This is a genomic window from Pseudomonas sp. B14(2017) (assembly GCF_002113255.1).
Classification (GTDB): domain Bacteria; phylum Pseudomonadota; class Gammaproteobacteria; order Pseudomonadales; family Pseudomonadaceae; genus Aquipseudomonas; species Aquipseudomonas putida_Z.
Genome location: NZ_NEJY01000004.1, coordinates 170876 through 191359 on the forward strand (window position 1 = coordinate 170876; position 20484 = coordinate 191359).

Genomic DNA, 20484 nt, shown 5'->3' on the forward strand with positions numbered 1-20484 from the left:
CGGTTTCAAAACATTTCTGAACACGCTAAATTATTCGGCTGTTTTCTTGATGGCCTATCAAGACCACCCTCCCTATTGAAAATCAGATGGCGCTTTTCAAGGCCGCACACAGCCGATGAGGATTCGCAATGCCTGACCATGCCCCAGACAACCCGCGCAGGGACTTTTTGCGCAAGACCTTGACCTTGATCCCTGTGGTCACCGTGGCCAGCACGGGGCTTGGCGTGGGTGCCAGTCAGCTGCTTGCGGCCCCGCAACACGAGCCAAAAGTGCCGGCCACACCGCCAGCGGGCAACTACCAGCCGACGTTCTTCACTGCCGAGGAGTGGGCCTTCGTGCAGGCCGCCGTCTCGCGCATCATTCCGGCCGACGAGCTTGGCCCTGGTGCACTTGAAGCCGGCGCTGCCGAATTCATCGACCGGCAGATGAACACCCCCTACGCAACCGGCGCGCAGTGGTACATGCAGGGCCCGTTCAAGGCCGACGCCGCGCCCGAACTGGGTTACCAGCTGCAACTCAGCCCGCAACAGATCTACCGCCTGGGCATCGCCGCCGTGGACGGCTGGTGCAAGGCCAATTCCGGGCAAGTTTTTGCTGCGCAAGATAGCGCTACCCGGGACCACGTTCTCAGCAAGGTCGAGTCTGGAGAGCTGGTTTTCGACACCGTGCCGGCCAAGGTGTTCTTCAGCTTGCTGGTGCAGAACACCCGTGAAGGGTTCTTCTGCGACCCGATCCATGGCGGCAACAAAGGCATGGTCGGCTGGACCCAGATCGGCTTCCCCGGCGCCCGCGCCGATTTCATGGATTGGGTCGAGCGCAACGAGCCTTACCCGTTCCCGGCTGTTTCGATCCGTGGCGAGAGGGCCTGAGGCATGGCGACCGTGATGAAGAAAGTGGATGCGGTAATCGTGGGCTTCGGCTGGGCCGGCGCGATCATGGCCAAGGAACTGACCGAGGCGGGGCTGCAGGTGGTGGCCCTGGAGCGGGGGCCGATGCAGGACACCTACCCGGAAGGCAGCTACCCGCAGGTGATCGACGAGCTGACCTACAGCGTGCGCAAGAAGCTGTTCGTCGATGTGTCGAAAGAAACCGTCACCATCCGCCACGGCATGAACGACGTGGCACTGCCCAATCGCCAGCTCGGTGCCTTCCTGCCGGGCAAAGGTGTAGGTGGCGCAGGCCTGCACTGGTCTGGCGTGCACTTCCGGGTAGACCCGATGGAGCTGCGCATGCGCAGCCACTACGAAGAACGCTACGGGCGCAAGTTCATCCCCGAAGACATGACTATCCAGGACTTCGGGGTCAGCTACGAAGAACTGGAACCGCACTTCGACTTTGCCGAAAAGGTATTCGGTACCTCTGGCCAGGCCTGGACCGTCAACGGCCAGGTCGTTGGCGAAGGGAAGGGCGGCAACCCCTATGCGCCGGACCGTTCCAGCCCGTTCCCGCTGCCTTCGCAGAAAAACGTGGTGTCGGCCAGGCTGTTCGAAAAGGCGGCGGCCAGCCTGGGCTACAAGCCCTACAACCTGCCCTCGGCCAACACCTCCGGCTCGTACACCAACCCGTACGGGGCGCAGATGGGGCCGTGCAACTTCTGCGGTTTCTGCAGCGGCTACGTGTGCTACATGTACTCCAAGGCCTCGCCCAACGTGAACATCCTGCCGGCGCTGCGCCAGGTGCCGAACTTCGAATTGCGGCCCAATGCCCATGTGCTGCGGGTGAACCTGGACGACAGCAAGCGCAAGGCCACCGGGGTGACCTACATCGACGCCCAGGGGCGGGAAGTGGAGCAGCCGGCGGACCTGGTGATCCTGGCGGCGTTCCAGTTCAACAACGTGCGCCTGATGCTGTTGTCCGGCATCGGCAAACCGTACGACCCCATCAAGAACGAAGGCGTGGTCGGGCGTAACTTCGCCTACCAGAACATGGGCACGGTCAAGGCGTTCTTCGACAAGGACACCTACACCAACAACTTCATCGGTGCCGGTGGCAACGGCATTGCCATCGATGACTTCAACGCCGACAACTTCGACCATGGCCCGCACGGCTTCGTCGGTGGCTCGCCGATGTGGGTGAACCAGGCCGGTACACGGCCGATTGCCGGCGGCGCCACCCCGCCTGGCACACCGGCCTGGGGCAGCGCCTGGAAGAAGGCCACCGCCGATTACTACACCCACCAGGTGTCGATGGACGCCCACGGCGCCCACCAGTCCTACCGTGGCAATTACCTGGACCTCGACCCGACCTACCGCGACGCCTACGGCCAACCACTGCTGCGCATGACCTTCGACTGGCAGGAAAACGACATCAGGATGAACCAGTTTATGGTCGACAAGCTGAGCAAGATCGCCCAGGCGATGAACCCCAAGACCATTGCGGTGCTGGGCAAGAAGGTCAAGGACCACTTCAACACCGCCAGCTACCAGACCACCCACCTGAACGGCGGCGCGATCATGGGCACCGACCCGAAAACCAGTGCGTTGAATCGCTACCTGCAAAGCTGGGACGTGCACAACGTGTTCGTTCCGGGGGCTTCGGCGTTCCCCCAGGGGCTGGGCTACAACCCGACCGGGCTGGTGGCTGCGCTGACCTACTGGTCGGCCCGCGCCATCCGCGAGCAGTACCTGAAAAACCCTGGCCCGCTGGTCCAGGCTTGAGGAGCGATGCGCATGAAGACAATGTTGATCGCAACCCTGCTGGGTGCCAGCGTGGCTGCACAGGCTGCGCCGAATGACGATGCGCAGGTGCGCCAGGGCGAGTACCTGGCCCGCGCCGGCGACTGCGTCGCCTGCCATACCGCCAAGGGCGGCAAGCCGTTCGCCGGTGGGCTGCCGATGGAGACACCGATCGGCACGGTGTACTCCACCAACATCACCCCGGCGGCCAGTGGTATAGGCCAGTACAGCTTCGAAGACTTCGACCAGGCGGTGCGCAAGGGCATCGGCAAGGACGGCAGCACCCTGTATCCGGCCATGCCATACCCGTCCTATGCGCGCGTCAGCGAGCAGGACATGCAGGCGCTGTATGCCTACTTCATGAAGGGCGTGGAGCCGGTCGAGCAGCCGAACAAGGCCACCGACATCCCCTGGCCGCTGAGCATGCGCTGGCCGCTGGCGGTCTGGCGCGGGTTGTTCGCGCCAGAGGCCAAGCCCTGGCAGGCATCGGCGGCGGCCGACCCGGTGGTCAACCGCGGTGCCTACCTGGTCGAGGGCCTGGGGCACTGTGGTGCGTGCCATACGCCTCGGGCGCTGACCATGCAGGAAAAGGCACTGAGCCCACAGGATGGCGAGCAGTTCCTGGCTGGCAGTGCACCGCTGGAAGGCTGGATTGCCAAGAACCTGCGTGGCGACCACAAGGACGGCCTGGGTAGCTGGAGCGAAGAGCAACTGGTGCAGTTTCTCAAGACTGGCCGTAGCGACCGCAGCGCCGTGTTCGGTGGCATGAGCGACGTGGTCGAGCACAGCATGCAACACATGAGCGACGCCGACCTGACCGCTATCGCCCGCTACCTGAAGACGTTGCCGCCGAGCAACCCTGACGACCAGCCGCACGTGTACGACAAACAGGTGGCGGATGCGCTGTGGAAGGGCGACGACAGCAAGCCCGGGGCGGCGGTGTACATCGACAACTGCGCGGCCTGCCACCGTACCGATGGCCAGGGCTATACCCGCGTGTTCCCGGCCCTGGCCGGCAACCCGGTGGTGCAGACGGCGGATGCCACATCGCTGATCCACGTGGTCTTGGCGGGGGGCACAGTGCCGGCGACGCACGCGGCACCGTCGAACTTCACCATGCCGGCGTTCGGTTGGCGCCTGAGTGACCAGGAGGTTGCCGAGGTGGTGAACTTCATTCGCACCAGTTGGGGTAACCAAGGGGATGCCGTCACCGCCAGTGACGTGAAAGCCCTCCGCTGACTGCAACCAGGCCCGGAGGTTTGCCGGGTTTACCTTGTGGGAGCGGGCGCGCCCGCGAAGCAGGCGACACGGTGGATGGCACCGGCTTCGCCGGTGTTCGCGGGCATGCCCGCTCCCACAGACGTCAACAGAAATATATCTATATATCAAGGACTTATTAGATATTTATGATGTTGTATAACACCTTTTTGTAGCAAAGCCGACCAACGGCATGTTGACGAACGCGTGCGATTTTGCTGTATTGAAACCGGTTTCATCGCTATCACAACAATCATAAGGACAGCCCATGACCGACGCGCCTGCCCATGCCCGCGAACGGGTCACCATCAGCGAAGTAGCGCGTGTCGCTGGCGTTTCCAAGGCCACCGTCTCCCGTTACATCGGCGGTGACCGGCAGTTGCTCGCCGAAGCCACCGCCAAGCGCCTGGAAGAGGTCATCGAGCGCCTCGGTTACCGCCCCAACCAGATGGCCCGTGGCCTGAAGCGCGGCCAGACGCGCCTGATCGGCATGCTGGTGGCCGATATCCTCAACCCCTATTCAGTGGCCGTGATGCATGGCGTGGAAACTGCCTGCCGCCAGCACGGCTACAGCCTGGTGGTGTGCAACACCAACCGCGACGACGAGCAGGAGCGTCACCACCTGGTGGCCCTGCAGTCCTACAACGTCGAAGGGCTGATCGTGAACACGCTTGGCCATCACCCCGGCGAATTGCTCAACCTGCAGCGCGACATCCCCATGGTGCTGGTCGACCGCCAGTTGCCCGAACTGAATGTCGACCTGGTGGGCCTGGACAATGCCGACGCGGTCGAGCAGGCCCTGGACCACCTGCAGGCGCAAGGCTACCGCGACATCCTGGCGGTAACCGAACGCCTCGATGGCACCAGCTCGCGGCTGGAGCGGGTGCAAGCGTTCGGCACATCGATCAGCCGGCGCCCCGGCATGCGCCAGCAGGTGCTGGAAATCGGCGCCGGGCTGGATGACCAGCTGGCTTCGTTCCTCGCCGGCAGCGGCCATGGCCCGCAGGCGATCTTCACCTTCAACGGTGTCGCCACCCTGGCCGTGACCCGAGCCCTGCACGAAGCAGGGCGCAATCTGTTCGCGGACGTCGGGCTGATCGCCCTCGACGACCTCGACTGGTACCCCTTGGTCGGCAGCGGCATCACTGCACTGGCCCAGCCCACCGGGCGAATCGGCGTGGCAGCATTCGAGAGCCTGCTTGGCCGCCTGCGCGGCGACAGCGGGGCAGCCCGGCGCATCGACTTCAAGGCCGAGCTGATCATCCGAGGTTCAACCCAGCCACAGTAATCACAGGCAGGCACCCGCGTGCCTGCCGTCATCAAAAAATGAAACCGGTTTCATAAGGACAACAACAATGCACTCGAGCCCCGTTTCCATCAGCCTCTCCAGCTACGGTGCCGACTTTGTCCGGCAACGTGGCCAGGAGCAGTTCCTTGACCTGCTGGCTGCCGCTGGCGTTACCCGCGTGGAACTGCGCGAAGAACTGTTCACTTGTGCGCCGGACACTGCAGCGCTGGCTGCAGCCATTGCCGCGCTGCGCCTTGAGTGCCTGTACTCCACACCCCTGGAACTGTGGACCGCACAAGGCGAGCTTGACCCGCAATTGGCGCAAAAGCTGGAAACCGCCCGCGCCCTTGGCGCGGTTGCGCTCAAGGTTTCCCTGGGCCACTACCTTGCGGACTGTGACGTCGCGGCCTTGGCGACGCTGTTGCCGGCGCACGGGCCGTTGCTGCTGGTGGAGAATGACCAGACCGCGCAAGGTGGACGAATCGAACCCCTGCAGCAGTTTTTCCAGCGCGCCGACGAACTCGGGCTGAGCCTTGGCATGACCTTCGATATCGGTAACTGGCAGTGGCAGGGCGAGCCTGCCCGGCACGCCGCACGCCAGCTTGGCCGCTGGGTGCGCTATGTGCACTGCAAGGCCGTGCAGCGCCGGGCCGATGGCCGCCTGGTAGCCGTCCCGCCAGAGACTGCGGACCTGCAGGAGTGGGCCGAGCTGATGGCCGAGTTCACCCCCGGCGTGGTGCGTGCTGTCGAGTACCCGCTGGTGAGCGACGATCTGCTGGCGCTGACCCGTGCCCAGGTGCGCGACCTGGCGGCGCTGGGGCAGGGCGTATCGAGTGAGGAGCTGAGCCATGCATGAGCATGACGTGCTGTGTTTCGGCGAGACCATGGCCATGTTCGTCGCCGAGCAGGCCGGCGACCTGGCCAGTGTCGGCCAGTTCGGCAAGCGCATCGCCGGCGCCGACAGCAACGTGGCCATCGGCCTGGCGCGGCTGGGCTTCAAGGTCCGCTGGCTGAGCCGGGTGGGCGACGATTCGCTGGGCCGCTTCGTGCTCGACAGCCTGCGCCGCGAAGGCCTGGACTGCTCCGGCGTAGAGGTGGATGCCAGCTACCCCACCGGCTTCCAGCTCAAGGCCCGCTGCGATGACGGCAGCGACCCGGCGGTGGAGTACTTCCGCCGTGGCTCGGCGGCCAGCCGGCTGTCGCCGGCGTTGCTGCGCCCGGGCTCTTTGCAGGCCCGCCACCTGCACGCCACCGGCATCCCGCCGGCGCTGTCGGAGGGCTGCCGGGCGCTGTCGCATGCGTTGATGGACGCCATGCGTGCCGCCGGGCGCAGCATCTCGTTCGACCCCAACCTGCGCCCCTCGCTGTGGCCTGACCAAAGCAGCATGGTGCGCGAAGTCAATGCCCTGGCGGCCAAGGCCGACTGGGTTCTGCCAGGCCTGGAGGAGGGCCGCTTGCTGACCGGCCAGCACACCCCGGCAGACATCGCCGCGTTCTACCTCGACCAAGGGGTGGAACTGGTGGTGATCAAGCTGGGCGATGCCGGTGCCTACTTCCGCAGCGCCAAGGGCGAAGGCCAGGTGGCGCCGGTGCCGGTCAGCCATGTGGTGGACACCGTTGGCGCCGGCGATGCCTTTGCCGTCGGCGTGCTCAGTGCGCTGCTGGAGGGCCACCCGGTAGCCGAGGCAGTGGCGCGTGGCAACTGGTGCGGCAGCCGCGCCGTGCAGTCGCGTGGCGACATGGAAGGGCTGCCGCTGCGCCATGAGCTGCAAGCCCACGACCTGCGCAGAAGCGCGTGAACACTTGACCCCGAAACACCTGTTGCAACAAAAACAACAAGCTCAGGAGAAACGAACCATGCAAAGCCAAAGCCTGGCACCTCGCCGCTGGTGGTACATCATCCCGATCGTGTTCTTCACCTATAGCCTGGCGTACCTGGACCGCGCCAACTACGGGTTCGCCGCCGCTTCCGGCATGGCTGAAGACCTGCACATCACCCCCGCACTGTCTTCGCTGCTGGGGGCACTGTTCTTCCTTGGTTACTTCTTCTTCCAGGTGCCTGGCGCCATCTACGCGGAAAAGCGCAGCGTGAAGAAGCTGATCTTTGTCTGCCTGATCCTCTGGGGTGGCCTTGCCACGCTCACTGGCGTGGTCAGCAACGTCTACATGCTGATCGGCATCCGCTTCCTGCTCGGGGTGGTGGAGGCGGCGGTGATGCCGGCCATGCTGGTGTACCTGTGCCACTGGTTCACCCGCGCCGAGCGTTCGCGCGCCAATACCTTCCTGATCCTCGGCAACCCGGTGACCATCCTGTGGATGTCGGTGGTGTCGGGCTACCTGGTCAAGCATTACGACTGGCGCTGGATGTTCATCATCGAAGGCCTGCCCGCGGTCATCTGGGCGTTCTTCTGGTGGCGCCTGGTGGATGACCGCCCGGCCCAGGTGAACTGGCTGAGCGAGCAGGAAAAGGCCGCCCTGGAACAGGCGCTGGCTGCCGAGCAGCAAGGTATCAAGCCGGTGAAGAACTACCGCGAGGCGTTCCGCTCGCCGCAGGTGATCATCCTTTCGCTGCAGTACTTCTGCTGGAGCATCGGTGTGTATGGCTTCGTGCTGTGGTTGCCGTCGATCCTCAAGCAGGCGGCCAACCTCGACATCGTGCAGGCCGGCTGGCTGTCGTCGGTACCTTACCTGGCGGCGGTGCTGGGCATGGTCGGTGTGTCGTGGGCGTCCGACCGCCTGCAGAAGCGCAAGCGCTTCGTCTGGCCGCCACTGTTGATCGCCGCCGTCGCGTTCTATGGCTCGTATGCCCTGGGCAGCGAGCACTTCTGGCTGTCGTACGCGTTGTTGGTGATCGCCGGCGCCTGCATGTACGCACCCTATGGCCCGTTCTTCGCGATCGTGCCCGAGATCCTGCCGGCCAACGTTGCGGGCGGTGCCATGGCGCTGATCAACAGCATGGGCGCGCTGGGCTCGTTCGGTGGCTCGTGGCTGGTGGGTTACCTCAATGGCGTCACGGGCGGGCCCGGTGCCTCCTACCTGTTCATGTGCGGTGCGCTGCTGGCCGCAGTGGCGCTTACCGCCGCACTCAATACTTCCCAGACATCTGGCCGGGCCAAGCGCGGCAACTCGCGCCTGGCCATGAACCATTAGGAACCTGTGCAATGAAGAAGCGAATCGTCCTGTACAAACGCCTGTCCGACGACTTGATGGCACGCCTGCAAGAGCGCGTCGAGGTGACCTGGGTGGACACCTCCGGGCCCGATGGCCTGGCGCGCCTGCGCGATGCCTTGCCGGGGGCGCACGGGCTGCTGGGGGCCAGCCTGCGCCTGGACGCCAGCCTGCTCGACCTGGCGCCACAGCTTGAAGTGGTGTCCAGCGTTTCGGTCGGCGTGGACAACTACGACATCGCCGAGCTCAGCCGGCGTGGCGTGATGTTGACCAACACCCCCGACGTGCTGACCGAAACCACCGCCGACACGGGCTTTGCCTTGATCCTGGCCACCGCCAGGCGGGTGGTGGAGCTGGCGAACTGGGTGCGAGACGGGAACTGGCAGGCCAACCTCGGCCCGGCGCATTTCGGCAGCGATGTGCACGGCAAGACGCTGGGCATCGTCGGCATGGGCCGCATCGGCGAGGCCCTGGCCCGGCGTGCCGCGGCCGGCTTCGGCATGCGTGTGCTGTATCACAGTCAGCGTGCCAAGCCTGAGGTTGAGGCGCGCCATGCGGCGCGCCGATGCAGCCTGGATGAGCTGTTGCAGCAGGCGGATTTCGTTTGCCTGACCGTGCCGCTGAGTGCCAGCACCGAAGGCCTGATCGGCGCGCGGGAGCTGGCGCTGATGAAGCCGCAGGCAATCCTGGTGAACATTTCCCGCGGGCGCGTGGTGGATGAGCCGGCGCTGATCGACGCGTTGCGTGCCCGGCGCATACGCGGCGCCGGCCTGGATGTATTCGTGCAGGAGCCGTTGCCGGCGCAGTCGCCGTTGTTGCAGCTGGACAACGTGGTGGCGACCCCGCATATCGGCTCGGCGACCGAGGAAACCCGCCAGGCCATGGCGCGCTGTGCGGTGGACAACCTGCTCAGTGCGCTGGCTGGTGAGCGCCCGGCCAACCTGGTGAATGGCTAAAGCCAGATCCACAAACCTGCGCGGCCCCTGTGGGAGCGGGCATGCCCGCGAAGCAGGCAATGCGGTGGATGGCACCGGCTGCGCCGGTGTTCGCGGGTAAACCCGCTCCCACAGGTACAGCGCATTCTTTCGGCAGGTGGGTCCCTGTGGGAGCGGGCATGCCCGCGAAGCAGGCGACGCGGTGGATGGCACCGGCTACGCCGGTGTTCGCGGGCGCGCCCGCTCCTACAGGTACGGCGCATTCCTTCAGCTGGTGGGCACCCTGTGGGAGCGGCCTTGTGTCGCGAAAGGGCTGCAGGGCAGCCCCCGGAGTCAATGCGATTCTGAACGCTGCGCCTGCGCTGGCGCAGCACTCTCCACCGGCTCCAGCGGCGGGTGCTCCTGCGCCGCATGCATCAGGTCTTCGGTCACCCGCAACTCGGCACCGGTCGGCGAGAAGGTGGTCGAAGCGGTGAACGGGGCCGGGTGCTCTGCCGCCGGGCGCTTGCCACGGCGCCACATGAAGAAGCACACCATGGCCAGGTTGACCACGGCAAAGGCCCAGAACAACCCGGCCTCGCCAAACTCGGTCATCATCGGCGAAATCGCCACCGGCGCCATGGCCGAACCCAGCGAGTTGATCAGCAGCAGGCCCTGGATCATCGGCACCAGTGCATCCGATGGCGCCCGGTCGGCCGCATGGCTGACCGCCACCGGGTACAGGGTGAACACGCCACCACCCAGCAGGAACAGCATCGCCGGCAGCAGGATCGAATCCGACGGCAGGAACACCGTGACCAGCGACAGCAGCACGCACAGCGCGGCCAGGGCGATCAGCACATCCTGGCGGTCCTTGCGGTCGGACCAGCGTCCGACCGGGTATTGCAGCAGCATGGCACCAAGAATTACCCAGGCCATCATGTTGCCGACCTCGCCCACATCCAGGCCGATGCGCTGCAGGTACAGCGGCAGCAAGGCATAGATGCCGGCAATGGCCACACCCGAACCGAAGCAGCCGACCAGGCCCGACGGCGCAACGCCCAGCAACTGGCGTGGCTTGAGCGGTTCGACCTGGTCCAGCAGCGGCGACACCCGCGGCAGGATCACGATAGGCAGTACCGACAGGGCGGCGAGCACGCCGGCCAGCATGAACGGTGCGGTGTCACCCATGTGGGTGATTTCGCCAAGGCCGGCCTGGGCGATGACCCCGGCGCCGTAGAAGGCGATCATGTACAGCGCCAGCAGGCGGCCGCGGATCTTGGCGTCACCGGCCAGCAGCAGCCAGCTTTCGATCACCAGGAACACGCCCACCGCCGCCCAGCCGTTGATCAGGCGCAGCACCGACCACCACGTGACGTCGTAGAACAGGCCTTGCAGCAGGATGGTCACGGCGATCAGCGAGGCGAAGCTGGTGTAGGCGCGGATATGGCCGATGCGCAGGATCAGCCGGTCGTTGAAGATGGCACCCAGGGTCAGGCCGATGAAGTAGGTCGAGGAAACCACACCGATGGTGGTGGCCGACTCGCCGGCAGCGCCCAGGCGCAGGGTGGTAAGGGAAGACATGAAGCCGTTGCCCAGGGCAATGATGAACAGCCCGAGCAGGGGCGCCAGCGCCATGGCCAGCAAACGCGGAGACATACGTACCTCTAGTTGGATGAGCGGAATGAGCGCCTTTTCGGACGCGCACACCGGCTCGACCCGAACGGGGCCGAGGGGCTGCACGGATGTGCCTGGGCTGGATGCGACGCTGCCGGTTGCCACCGTTCAAGGCGACGGGCGAAAAGGAAGCGCGATTCTACGGGCTTGCGCGGTTTTGCCCAAGGGGCTTGGGTGTGCGACGAGACGCCGCAGTCTGTGGGCGACACGAATGCGTCTTGGGCGGACATCCCGGGGCCGCCTTGCGGCCCAATCGCCGGCAAGCCAGCTCCCACCTCGACTGCATCGACCTCAAGCATTGTGCAGTACCTATGGGAGCCGGCTTGCCGGCGATGAGGCCAGAACAGGTAACACAAGACAGTTACTCCCGCATGGTGGTGATACCTCAAGGCTTGGCGCTGTACCTGTGGGAGCCGGCTTGCCGGCGATGGGGCCAGAACAGACAACACAAGACTGTTACTCCTGCATGGTGGTGATACCTCAAGGCTTGGCGCTGTACCTGTGGGAGCCGGCTTGCCGGCGATGGGGCCAGAACAGACAACACAAGACTGTTACTCCTGCATGGTGGTGATACCTCAAGGCTTGGCGCTGTACCTGTGGGAGCCGGCTTGCCGGCGATGGGGCCAGAACAGACAACACAAGACTGTTACTCCTGCATGGTGGTGATACCTCAAGGCTTGGCGCTGTACCTGTGGGAGCCGGCTTGCCGGCGATTGGGCTGCAAAGCAGCCCCGGCAATCCCGCAGACTGCGGCATAATGCGGGGCTCACCCCCAAGGAAGGCCCCCATGTTCGCTTCGCTGTTCGCCGTCCTGGCCCCGGTTTTCATCGTCGCCGGCATCGGCTATGCCTGGGCCCGCAAGGGCCTGGACTACCCCACCGAATTCATCGCCCGGGTGGTGATGACCGTCGGCACCCCGTCGCTGGTGCTGTCCACGCTCAGCCGCACCGAACTGGACCCGACCGCCTTCACCAGCATGGCCATGGCCTGCCTGCTGTGCACCCTGGGCATGGCCCTGGCCGGCTTGCTGGTGTGCCGCGCTTCGGGCATGCACTGGCGTGTGCTGTTGCCGGCGTTCATGTTCCCCAACACCGGCAACATGGGCCTGCCGATCAGCCTGTACGCCTTTGGCGAACACGGCCTGGCCCTGGCAGTGGCGTTCTTCCTGACCCTGTCGATCGTGCAGTTCACCCTCGGCATGGCCATTTCCGGTACTGCGGCTTCGCTCAAGGCACTGCTGCGCAACCCCATCGTGATCAGCCTGGCCGGCGCCATGCCGATCATCTTTCTCGATTTCGAGTTGCCGCGCTGGCTGGCCAATACCGCAAACCTGCTGGGCGGCATGACCATCCCGCTGATGTTGCTGACACTGGGCGTGTCGCTGGCCAGCATTCGCCTGCGCCATGTGGGCAGCGGCATGCTGCTGGGCGGTTTGCGCATTGGCCTGGGGGCTGCCGTGGGCTGGGCGGTAGGTGCGGCGCTGGGCATGGGCAGCCTGGAGCGTGCGGTGCTGGTGGTGCAGTCGGCGATGCCGGTGGCGGTGTTCAACTACCTGATGGCGGTGCGCGCCAACCGCGAACCGGAGCAGGTGGCGAACCTGGTGATGTGTTCCACGGTGCTGTCGTTTGCCTGGTTGCCGGTGGTGCTGGCTTGGTGGATGTAAGTCTGTACCGGCTCTTTCGCGGGTAAACCCGCTCCCACAGGTACTGCGCAGGTCTCAAGGCCTGTGATGGACCTGTGGGAGCGGGTTTACCCGCGAAGAGGCCGGCACGGCAAACGGCTATTTCTCCTGCAACCGCCACCCCTGGCTGGTCAGCACCATCGCCCGGGTTTCCTTGAGCGGCGTGTCATTGCTGGCCACCGCCTTGCCCAGTTCGGCAATGCTGGCCTTGACCCCATCATCCCCGGCCCACGCCGGTAACCCAGTGATCTTGTAGGCATAGGTCACATTCGACATCTTCTGCCCAGTCACCTCGCTCGGCTCACTGAACTGCTCGATGGCGGTGACCTGCGCCTTGCCGAAGCACAGCCCGTTATCCGCCTTGTAGTACTTGCGGCCTTCGTCGGTGAGGTCATAGGCGTAGTAGATGTCCGTGCGTGCCGCTTGCCACAGGCGGGCGGGCACCTCGGTGCGCGAGATCTCCTTTTCGCTGACCACACCTACCTGGGCCAGGGCATGCAACGCCTTGTTGGTGCCATGGAGGTCGAAGTCCTGGGTCTTGGTCGGGAATGAAGTGATGACGAAGCAGTGCGGGTACTGGGTATCGAGGTAGGCCTGGGCGGCCTTCTGGAAACTGGCCTCGCTGGTGTCCTCGCTGTTCGAGCAACCGGCCAGGGTTGCCAACAGCGCCAGCGGCACGATCTTCCTGTACATGGTGACACTTCCTTGAGTGACAAAGGCAAACGGGTCGTGCGCGATTAGAACCTACGGGCTAGAGCGGCGCAATCATGGCAAGACGGCATCTCTGCATGATCTTCGCTGGCCCAATCGCCGGCAAGCCAGCTCCCACAGGTACACCACAGGCCTGAGAGCTGCACCGTAACTGTGGGAGCCGGCAAGCTAGCTCCCACAGATACACCACAGGCCTTGAGAGCTGCACCGTAAGTGTGGGAGCCGGCTTGCCGGCGATTGGGCCGGTAAAGGCAACATCACTGTTCGCCACGAGTATCGATACTGACCACCACCGACATCCCCGGCCGCAAGCGCCGAGCCTCCGGCTGGTCGGCATCCACGGTGATCCGCACTGGTATGCGCTGGGCAATCTTGACGAAGTTGCCGGTGGCATTGTCCGCCTGCAGCAAGGCGAACTCCGAGCCGGTGGCCGGTGAGATCTGCTGCACGTGCCCATGCAGCCTCAGGTGGTTCAGCGCATCCACGGTAAAACTCACCGGCTGGCCGATGCGCACATCGGCCATCTGGGTTTCCTTCATGTTGGCGATCACCCACAGAGTGTCGGGCACCAGCGCCATCAACTGCGCACCGGAATTGACATAGGCCCCCAGGCGCGTGCCGATCTGCCCCAGCTGGCCGTCGCGCGGGGCGGTGACGCGGGTGTTGTCGAGGTCGATGCGGGCCAGCTCCACGGCGGCTTTGGCGTTTTCCACCGAGGCCTCCAGCGCGGCCCGGTTGACTACCACGGTTTCGCGGTCCTGGCGGGCGATTTCCAGTGCCGCCTTGGCCTGGGCCAGGCTGGCGACCGCAGCGGCTTCGCTGGCCCGGGCCAGGTCCAGATCGCGCCGCGACACCGAGCCATCGCTGACCAGCGCCTGGTTGCGGCTGAGGTCGGCCCTGGCCTTGGTTGCCTGGGCAGCGGCATCGCCGATGGCCGCCTGGCGCTGGGCAATGGTGGCTTCGGCACTGTTGCGCTGCTGCAGGTTGTTGGCCAGGGCCGCCTGTTGCTGCTGCAGCTGGGCGATGGCCTGGGCCAGGCGTTGCTTGTAGATGCGGTCGTCCAGTTGCACCAGCAGGTCGCCGGCCTTGACGAACTGGAAGTCATGCACCGGCACATCGACGATATAGCCGCTCAGCTGCGGCCCGATGATGGTCACCTGGCCGCGCACCAGGGCGTTCTCGGTGCTTTCGATGGCGCTGCTGAATGGCGGCAGGCGCCAGGCATACAACACCAGCAGGATGCCGGCCAGGGCCACGCAGGCGAAGCTGATCGACGACAGGATACGCACCCGACGCGAACGCACCGGGCTGGTCGGCTCGCTGGGCGGCGTGGCGCCTTCCGGGGTTTCGGCGATGGCAGTGGTGGTCGTGGTGCGGGTGTCGTCGGTCATCGGGTGGGCGCGCCGGGGGTGGAGTCAGGGGAAATGGCCCGGCGTTTGGTGTGCCAGAGCCAGGTGCTACGGATGCAGATCCAGATCATGGTCAGAATAGCGATGCTGCCGATCAGCACGAACACATCGTTGTAAGCCATGATGTTCGCCTCGCGGGTGGCGGCACTGGCCAGCAGGCGCATGCCGGCTTCGCTGCGCAGGGCCGGGTCGGCGATGATGCCGCCGTAGCCGGCACCGCCACTTTGCACGCGGGCCGTGACCAAGGGTTCCAGGTAGCTGAGGCGGTCCATCAGGTGGCTGGAGTGGAATTTTTCCCGCCAGGTCTGGAAGGCGCCCAGCAGTGCCGCGCCAATCAGGCCGCCGAGGTTGTTGCAGATGCCGAACAGCACCGAGAAACTCACCAGATTGCGCGGGTTGGCGCGCACATGGCTGATGCCAAGGGCCATGGACGGGCCGAGGAAGAAGGTGCTGCCGAACGCCAGCAGGAACTGGCTGAGGTACATCTGTGCCGGGCGGGTGAGGTTGCTCGAACTGCTGTCCATGAAGGCGCCGGTGGCCATGGCCAGCAGCGAGATGAACAGCGGGATCACCAGGTGGTTGGGGTTGATGGTGAAGGCACTGCTGGCCAGGCCGGCCACCGCACCCAGCAGCATGACCGCGTACAACGTGCGCATCTGCTCGCTGCCCAGGTTCAGCGCCTGCAGGAAGCCGACTGCCCCGGTGGACTGCTCCGAGGTGACCATGCGAATCAGCACCACGCACAGGGCCAGGCGAATGATCGCGCCGCTGCCCAGCCAGCGGGTCATCAGCAGCGGGTTCTGGCGGTTGTGCTCGATGGCCAGGCCGCTGAAGATCAGCGCGATCGAGGCCGCCAGGGCCATGCCGATCCAGGGCGCCTCCAGCCACCAGTCGATACGCCCGAGTGACAGCACGGCGCACAGCAGCGCGGTGCCGCTGGCCATCAGCGAGAAGGTGAGAAAGTCCAGCGGCTCGAAGGTCTTGAAGCGGTCACCGGGGGGCAGCTTGAGCATCAGCACGCAGCCCAGCGCGGCCAGCGCCAGGCCCAGTTCGAACAGGTACAGGCCGCGCCATTCGGCGATCTGCAGCAGGTCTTCGGAGAAGATCCGCGCCAGCGGCAACGCCAGTTGCGAGGCGCCCAGGCCAAGCACCATCGCCTTCAGCCGCCATTGCGCCGGGAACGCCTGGATCATGTAGTACAGCCCCAGCGAGCTGAGCGCGGCACCGACCATGCCATGGGCCGCCCGCACGGCGATGGCCGAGTTGAGGTCGTTGACCAGCAGGTGGGCGAAGGTGACCAGGGCATAGAGCACCAGGAACACCTCGGTGAACGCGCGCAGGCCGAATTGCTGGCGGAACTTCACCAGCAGCAGGTTGATGGACACGTTGGTCATTACATAGGCGGCCGGCAGCCAGGCCATTTCCGCCGTGGTTGCGCCCAGCGCTCCTTGCAGGAACACCAGGTTGGCGGTGACTAGCGCGTTACCCAGGCCACCGGTGATCGCCACTAGCAGCCCGACCACGCCGTAGGCCAGACGTTTGGCGGGCGTGTGCAGGGGCGTGGAGGGGGAGCCCGGCAGGCTGGGTTTTTCGTGGGGGAGCCACTGGCGGGGGGCGTATTTGTCCATGGGGCAGACTGTACTTGAGGGTGCCGAGGGATGAAAACAGTCTATCTCCTATGCCGGCCTCTTCGCGGGCTTGCCCGCTCCCACAGGTACTGCACAGCTTGCACGACTGTGGTGAACCTGTGGGAGCGGGCAAGCCCGCGAAGAGGCCGGAGCAGGCGCTACAAGGCCTTGGCCAGAAACTCCGCAGTGCGGCTTTCAGCACACCCGGCCACCACCTGTGGCGTGCCGCTGACCACCACCTGGCCCCCGGCATCCCCGGCCCCAGGCCCGATGTCGATCACCCAGTCGCTCTGCGCCACCACTCGCATGTCATGCTCGACCACCACCACGCTGTGCCCGCCATCGACCAGGCGGTTGAGCTGCACCAGCAGCCGGTCGATGTCCTGCGGGTGCAAGCCGTTGGTGGGTTCGTCCAGTACATACAACGTCGCCCCGCGGGCCATGCGTTGCAGCTCGGTGGCCAGCTTGATGCGCTGCGCCTCGCCGCCGGACAGTTCGGTGGCCGGCTGGCCCAGGCGCAGATAGCCCAGGCCGATGTCCTGCAGCACCTGCAGGCAGCGCCGCGCCGCTGGCTGTTCGGCGAACACCAGCAAGGCCTGGTCGACCGTCAACTGCAGCACCTGCGCAATGTTCATGCCCTGCCAGCTCACCGCCAGGGTTTCCGGGTTGTAGCGGGCGCCATGGCAGGTCGGGCAGGGCGCATAGACGCTGGGCATGAACAGCAACTCGACGCTGACGAAGCCTTCGCCCTCGCAGTTCTCGCAGCGCCCCTTGGCAACGTTGAAGGAGAAACGCCCGGCATCGAAGCCTTTTGCCTTGGCCTGTTCGGTGGCGGCGAACAGCTTGCGCACATGGTCGAACAGGCCGGTGTAGGTGGCCAGGTTGGAGCGGGGCGTACGGCCGATCGGCTTCTGGTCGACCTGCACCAGGCGCCTGATGCTGCCAAGGCCCGCGCTCACATGCCCGCCGCTGGCCTGTTCTGGTTCATCTTCCAGGCTCTGCTCTTCGGGCTCGTTGCGTTGGGCGGCATGGCCCAGGTGCGCACCCACCAGCTCCAGCAGCGCCTGGCTGACCAGGCTCGACTTGCCCGAACCGGAAATACCGGTAACGGCGGTAAAGCAGCCCAGCGGGAATTGCGCACTGAGGTTGTTCAGGTTGTTGCGGCTGATGCCTTCGAGCTTCAGCCAGTCGTGGGCCTGGCGTGGTGTGCGCGTGGTCTGGGCCGGTGCACTGAACAGGTAGGCCCGGGTGCTCGACTGCTCGACCTGGGCCAGGCCCGTGGGCGGCCCGCTGTAGAGGATGGTGCCGCCATGCTCGCCAGCGGCAGGCCCTACATCCACCAGCCAGTCGGCGCGGCGCATGGTGTCCAGGTCGTGTTCCACCACATAGACCGAGTTGCCCGCGTGCTTAAGGCGCTGCAGCGCCTCGAACAGGGCTTCGCTGTCGGCCGGGTGCAAACCGGCCGAAGGCTCGTCGAGCACGTAGATCACGCCAAACAACTGCGAGTTCAGCTGGGTGGCCAGGCGCAGGCGTTGCAGCTCGCCAGAGGACAGGGTCGGGGTGCTGCGCTCCAGGGCCAGGTAGCCCAGGCCCAGGTCGAGCAGGGTGTCGATGCGTTCGAGCAGTTCGTTGGCGATGCGTTGGGCAGCCAGGCGCTTTTCCAGGGTCAGGTCGTCCTGCTGTTGTGCCAGGTAGTCTGCTGCCGCCACCTTGCGGAACACCTCGGCCAGCGCCTGCAGCGACAGGCGCGACAGCTCGGCGATATCCAGGCCGGCGAAGGTCACGCCCAGGGCCTCGCGCTTCAGGCGCTTGCCCTGGCACAGCGGGCACGGGCTGGGGCGCATGAACTGGGCAACGCGCTTGCGCATCTGCGCGCTTTGCGAGTGCATGAAGGTGTGCAGCACGTAACGCCGGGCACCCATGAACGTGCCCTGGTAGCTGGGCTCTAGCTTGCGCTTGAGGGCGGCGCGGGTCTGCGCCGGGGTCAGTCCGGCATACACCGGCGCGGTGGGTGTTTCTTCGGTGAACAGGATCCAGTCGCGCTGCGCCTGTGGCAGGTCGCGCCAGGGGGTATCGACGTCGTAGCCCAGCGTCACCAGGATGTCGCGCAGGTTCTGGCCCTGCCAGGCCATCGGCCAGGCCGCCACGGCGCGCTCGCGGATGGTCAGCGACGGGTCGGGGACCATGGTCGCTTCGTTCACTTCGTAGACCCGGCCCATGCCATGGCATTCCGGGCAGGCGCCCTGCGGCGTGTTGGGCGAGAAATCCTCGGCATACAGCATCGCCTGGCCGGCCGGGTAGTGGCCGGCGCGGGAGTAGAGCATGCGGATCGAACTGGACAGGGTGGTCACGCTGCCCACCGAGGAACGTGCACTCGGCGTGCCGCGTTGCTGCTGCAGGGCCACGGCCGGGGGCAGGCCTTCGATGGCGTCGACGTCCGGCACGCCGACCTGGTCGATCAGGCGCCGGGCATAGGGCGCGACCGATTCGAAGTAGCGGCGCTGGGCTTCGGCGTAGAGGGTGGAGAAGGCCAGCGAGGACTTGCCCGAGCCGGACACGCCGGTGAACACCACCAGAGCGTCACGGGGGATATCGACATCGATGTTCTTGAGGTTGTGCTCGCGGGCGCCACGGACGCGGATGAAACCGGTGGGGGTGGTGGGGCGTGGGGGCATGACGCAGTCCTTGGCTTTGGCTGAACAGTGCGTTCAAGGTAACAGCAAAGGCACGACTTTGTGTTCCACCGTGTGAAACCAGATTCGATTGTGCTCCCAGCTTCCTCGCGCTTATCTGTCAGCCAAGCACGACCTGCCTTACCCGTCGTGACCTCAAGGCGAACAACAAGAACGGGAATCCACCCGCGCGAGGAGACTCTACATGTCCCGACATCAGCACATCCTGGCCTGGCTGAACGATGTGGCCAGCGACCTGCACGCAATCCGTCACGATATCCACGCTCACCCGGAACTGGGCTTCGAAGAAAGCCGCACTTCGGCGCTGGTTGCCCGACTGCTCGAAGAATGGGGCTATGAAGTGCACACCGGTATCGGCAAGACCGGCGTGGTCGGCGTACTGCGCAATGGCAGCAGCCCACGCCGCCTGGGCCTGCGCGCCGACATGGACGCGCTGCCCATCCACGAGGCTACCGGCGCCGCGTACAGCAGCCAGCACCAGGGCTGCATGCACGCCTGCGGCCACGACGGGCATACCACCATGCTGCTTGGCGCCGCGCGCTACCTGGCGGCGACCCGGCAGTTCGACGGCACGCTGACGTTGATCTTCCAGCCGGCCGAGGAGGGCCAGGGTGGCGCCGAGGCGATGCTGGCTGACGGCCTGCTGGAGCGCTTCCCTTGCGATGCACTGTTCGGCATGCACAACATGCCCGGGCTGCCGGCGGGGCACCTGGGCTTCCGCGAAGGGCCGATGATGGCCTCGCAAGACCTGCTCACGGTGACCCTCGACGGGGTTGGCGGCCATGGCTCGATGCCGCACCTGACCGTCGACCCGCTGGTGGCGGCGGCCAGTGTGGTGATGGCCCTGCAAACCGTGGTGGCGCGCAATATCGATGCGCAGGAGGCGGCCGTGGTTACCGTCGGCGCCTTGCAGGCCGGCGAAGCGGCCAACGTGATCCCGCAGCAGGCACTGCTGCGCCTGAGCCTGCGCGCGCTGAACGCCGAGGTGCGGGCGCAGACCCTGGAGCGGGTGCGGGCCATTATCGTCAGCCAGGCCGAGAGCTTTGGCTGCCGCGCCACGCTCGAACACCGCCCGGCCTACCCGGTGTTGGTCAACCATGCCGCGGAAAATGCCTTCGCCCGGCAGGTGGGGGTGGAATTGCTCGGTGCCGAGGCAGTGGATGGCAACACCCGCAAGCTGATGGGCAGCGAAGACTTCGCCTGGATGCTGCAACGCTGCCCGGGCGCCTACCTGTTCATCGGCAATGGCGTATCGCGGCCGATGGTGCACAACCCGGCCTACGACTTCAACGACGACATCCTGCTGACCGGTGCCGCCTACTGGGGCGCGCTGGCAGAGCGCTGGCTCGCGCCCGCCTGACCTTTCCTTTTGACGACTGCCGC

At 65.6% G+C, this 20484-nt stretch carries 15 protein-coding genes; 10 read left to right on the forward strand and 5 right to left on the reverse strand.

Annotated elements, in window-relative coordinates:
* Window positions 1-128 precede the first annotated feature (128 nt).
* From CAG34_RS05445 to CAG34_RS05480, 8 genes are all read left to right on the forward strand, one after another.
* Window positions 129-869, forward strand: a complete 741-nt coding sequence (locus CAG34_RS05445) for a gluconate 2-dehydrogenase subunit 3 family protein (protein ID WP_085588582.1) — start codon at window positions 129-131, stop codon at window positions 867-869.
* A 3-nt stretch (window positions 870-872) separates the two neighbouring features.
* Window positions 873-2657, forward strand: coding sequence for a GMC family oxidoreductase (locus CAG34_RS05450; protein ID WP_025339280.1), 1785 nt, complete (start codon window positions 873-875; stop codon window positions 2655-2657).
* A gap of 12 nt (window positions 2658-2669) precedes the next feature.
* Window positions 2670-3914, forward strand: coding sequence for a cytochrome c (locus CAG34_RS05455; protein WP_085588584.1), 1245 nt, complete (start codon window positions 2670-2672; stop codon window positions 3912-3914).
* A gap of 286 nt (window positions 3915-4200) precedes the next feature.
* Window positions 4201-5220: a transcriptional regulator PtxS gene (gene ptxS / locus CAG34_RS05460; protein WP_085588586.1), complete on the forward strand. Its 1020-nt coding sequence runs from the start codon at window positions 4201-4203 to the stop codon at window positions 5218-5220.
* 67 nt (window positions 5221-5287) lie between these two features.
* The gene (locus CAG34_RS05465) at window positions 5288-6076 is read left to right on the forward strand and encodes a TIM barrel protein (protein WP_085588588.1); all 789 of its coding nucleotides are present in this window, start codon (window positions 5288-5290) and stop codon (window positions 6074-6076) included.
* Window positions 6069-7019 carry a sugar kinase gene (locus CAG34_RS05470; RefSeq protein WP_075045318.1) on the forward strand — a complete coding sequence of 317 codons (951 nt, stop codon included), beginning with the start codon at window positions 6069-6071 and terminating at the stop codon, window positions 7017-7019. The genes CAG34_RS05465 and CAG34_RS05470 overlap by 8 nt, the downstream gene beginning before the upstream one ends.
* Before the next feature lie 58 nt (window positions 7020-7077).
* On the forward strand, window positions 7078-8370 hold the full coding sequence (locus tag CAG34_RS05475; protein ID WP_085588591.1) for an MFS transporter: 1293 nt from the start codon (window positions 7078-7080) through the stop codon (window positions 8368-8370).
* An 11-nt stretch (window positions 8371-8381) separates the two neighbouring features.
* The gene (locus CAG34_RS05480) at window positions 8382-9344 is read left to right on the forward strand and encodes a D-glycerate dehydrogenase (RefSeq protein WP_085588593.1); all 963 of its coding nucleotides are present in this window, start codon (window positions 8382-8384) and stop codon (window positions 9342-9344) included.
* A 312-nt stretch (window positions 9345-9656) separates the two neighbouring features.
* Here the strand turns inward: CAG34_RS05480 and CAG34_RS05485 are convergent, their stop codons facing one another.
* On the reverse strand, window positions 9657-10961 hold the full coding sequence (locus CAG34_RS05485; RefSeq protein WP_063914168.1) for an MFS transporter: 1305 nt from the start codon (window positions 10959-10961) through the stop codon (window positions 9657-9659).
* An 805-nt stretch (window positions 10962-11766) separates the two neighbouring features.
* Between CAG34_RS05485 and CAG34_RS05490 the strand changes: the two genes are divergently transcribed.
* Window positions 11767-12642: an AEC family transporter gene (locus CAG34_RS05490; RefSeq protein WP_085588595.1), complete on the forward strand. Its 876-nt coding sequence runs from the start codon at window positions 11767-11769 to the stop codon at window positions 12640-12642.
* Window positions 12643-12759: 117 nt separating this feature from the next.
* Here CAG34_RS05490 and CAG34_RS05495 read toward each other — a convergent pair whose 3' ends face one another.
* The 4 genes from CAG34_RS05495 to CAG34_RS05510 all read right to left on the reverse strand — a co-directional run bounded on the left by CAG34_RS05495 (window position 12760) and on the right by CAG34_RS05510 (window position 19083).
* Window positions 12760-13353 (reverse strand): hypothetical protein, encoded by a 594-nt coding sequence (locus CAG34_RS05495; RefSeq protein ID WP_085588598.1) that lies wholly within the window; start codon window positions 13351-13353, stop codon window positions 12760-12762.
* 275 nt (window positions 13354-13628) lie between these two features.
* Window positions 13629-14762: an HlyD family secretion protein gene (locus CAG34_RS05500; protein WP_085588600.1), complete on the reverse strand. Its 1134-nt coding sequence runs from the start codon at window positions 14760-14762 to the stop codon at window positions 13629-13631.
* The gene (locus CAG34_RS05505) at window positions 14759-16408 is read right to left on the reverse strand and encodes an MFS transporter (protein ID WP_085588602.1); all 1650 of its coding nucleotides are present in this window, start codon (window positions 16406-16408) and stop codon (window positions 14759-14761) included. The genes CAG34_RS05500 and CAG34_RS05505 overlap by 4 nt, the downstream gene beginning before the upstream one ends.
* 158 nt (window positions 16409-16566) lie before the next feature.
* The gene (locus CAG34_RS05510; RefSeq protein ID WP_085588604.1) at window positions 16567-19083 is read right to left on the reverse strand and encodes an excinuclease ABC subunit UvrA; all 2517 of its coding nucleotides are present in this window, start codon (window positions 19081-19083) and stop codon (window positions 16567-16569) included.
* 202 nt (window positions 19084-19285) lie between these two features.
* Here CAG34_RS05510 and CAG34_RS05515 point away from each other — a divergent pair, with 202 nt between their 5' ends.
* Window positions 19286-20461 (forward strand): M20 aminoacylase family protein, encoded by a 1176-nt coding sequence (locus CAG34_RS05515; RefSeq protein ID WP_025339266.1) that lies wholly within the window; start codon window positions 19286-19288, stop codon window positions 20459-20461.
* The last annotated feature ends 23 nt before the right edge of the window (window positions 20462-20484 follow it).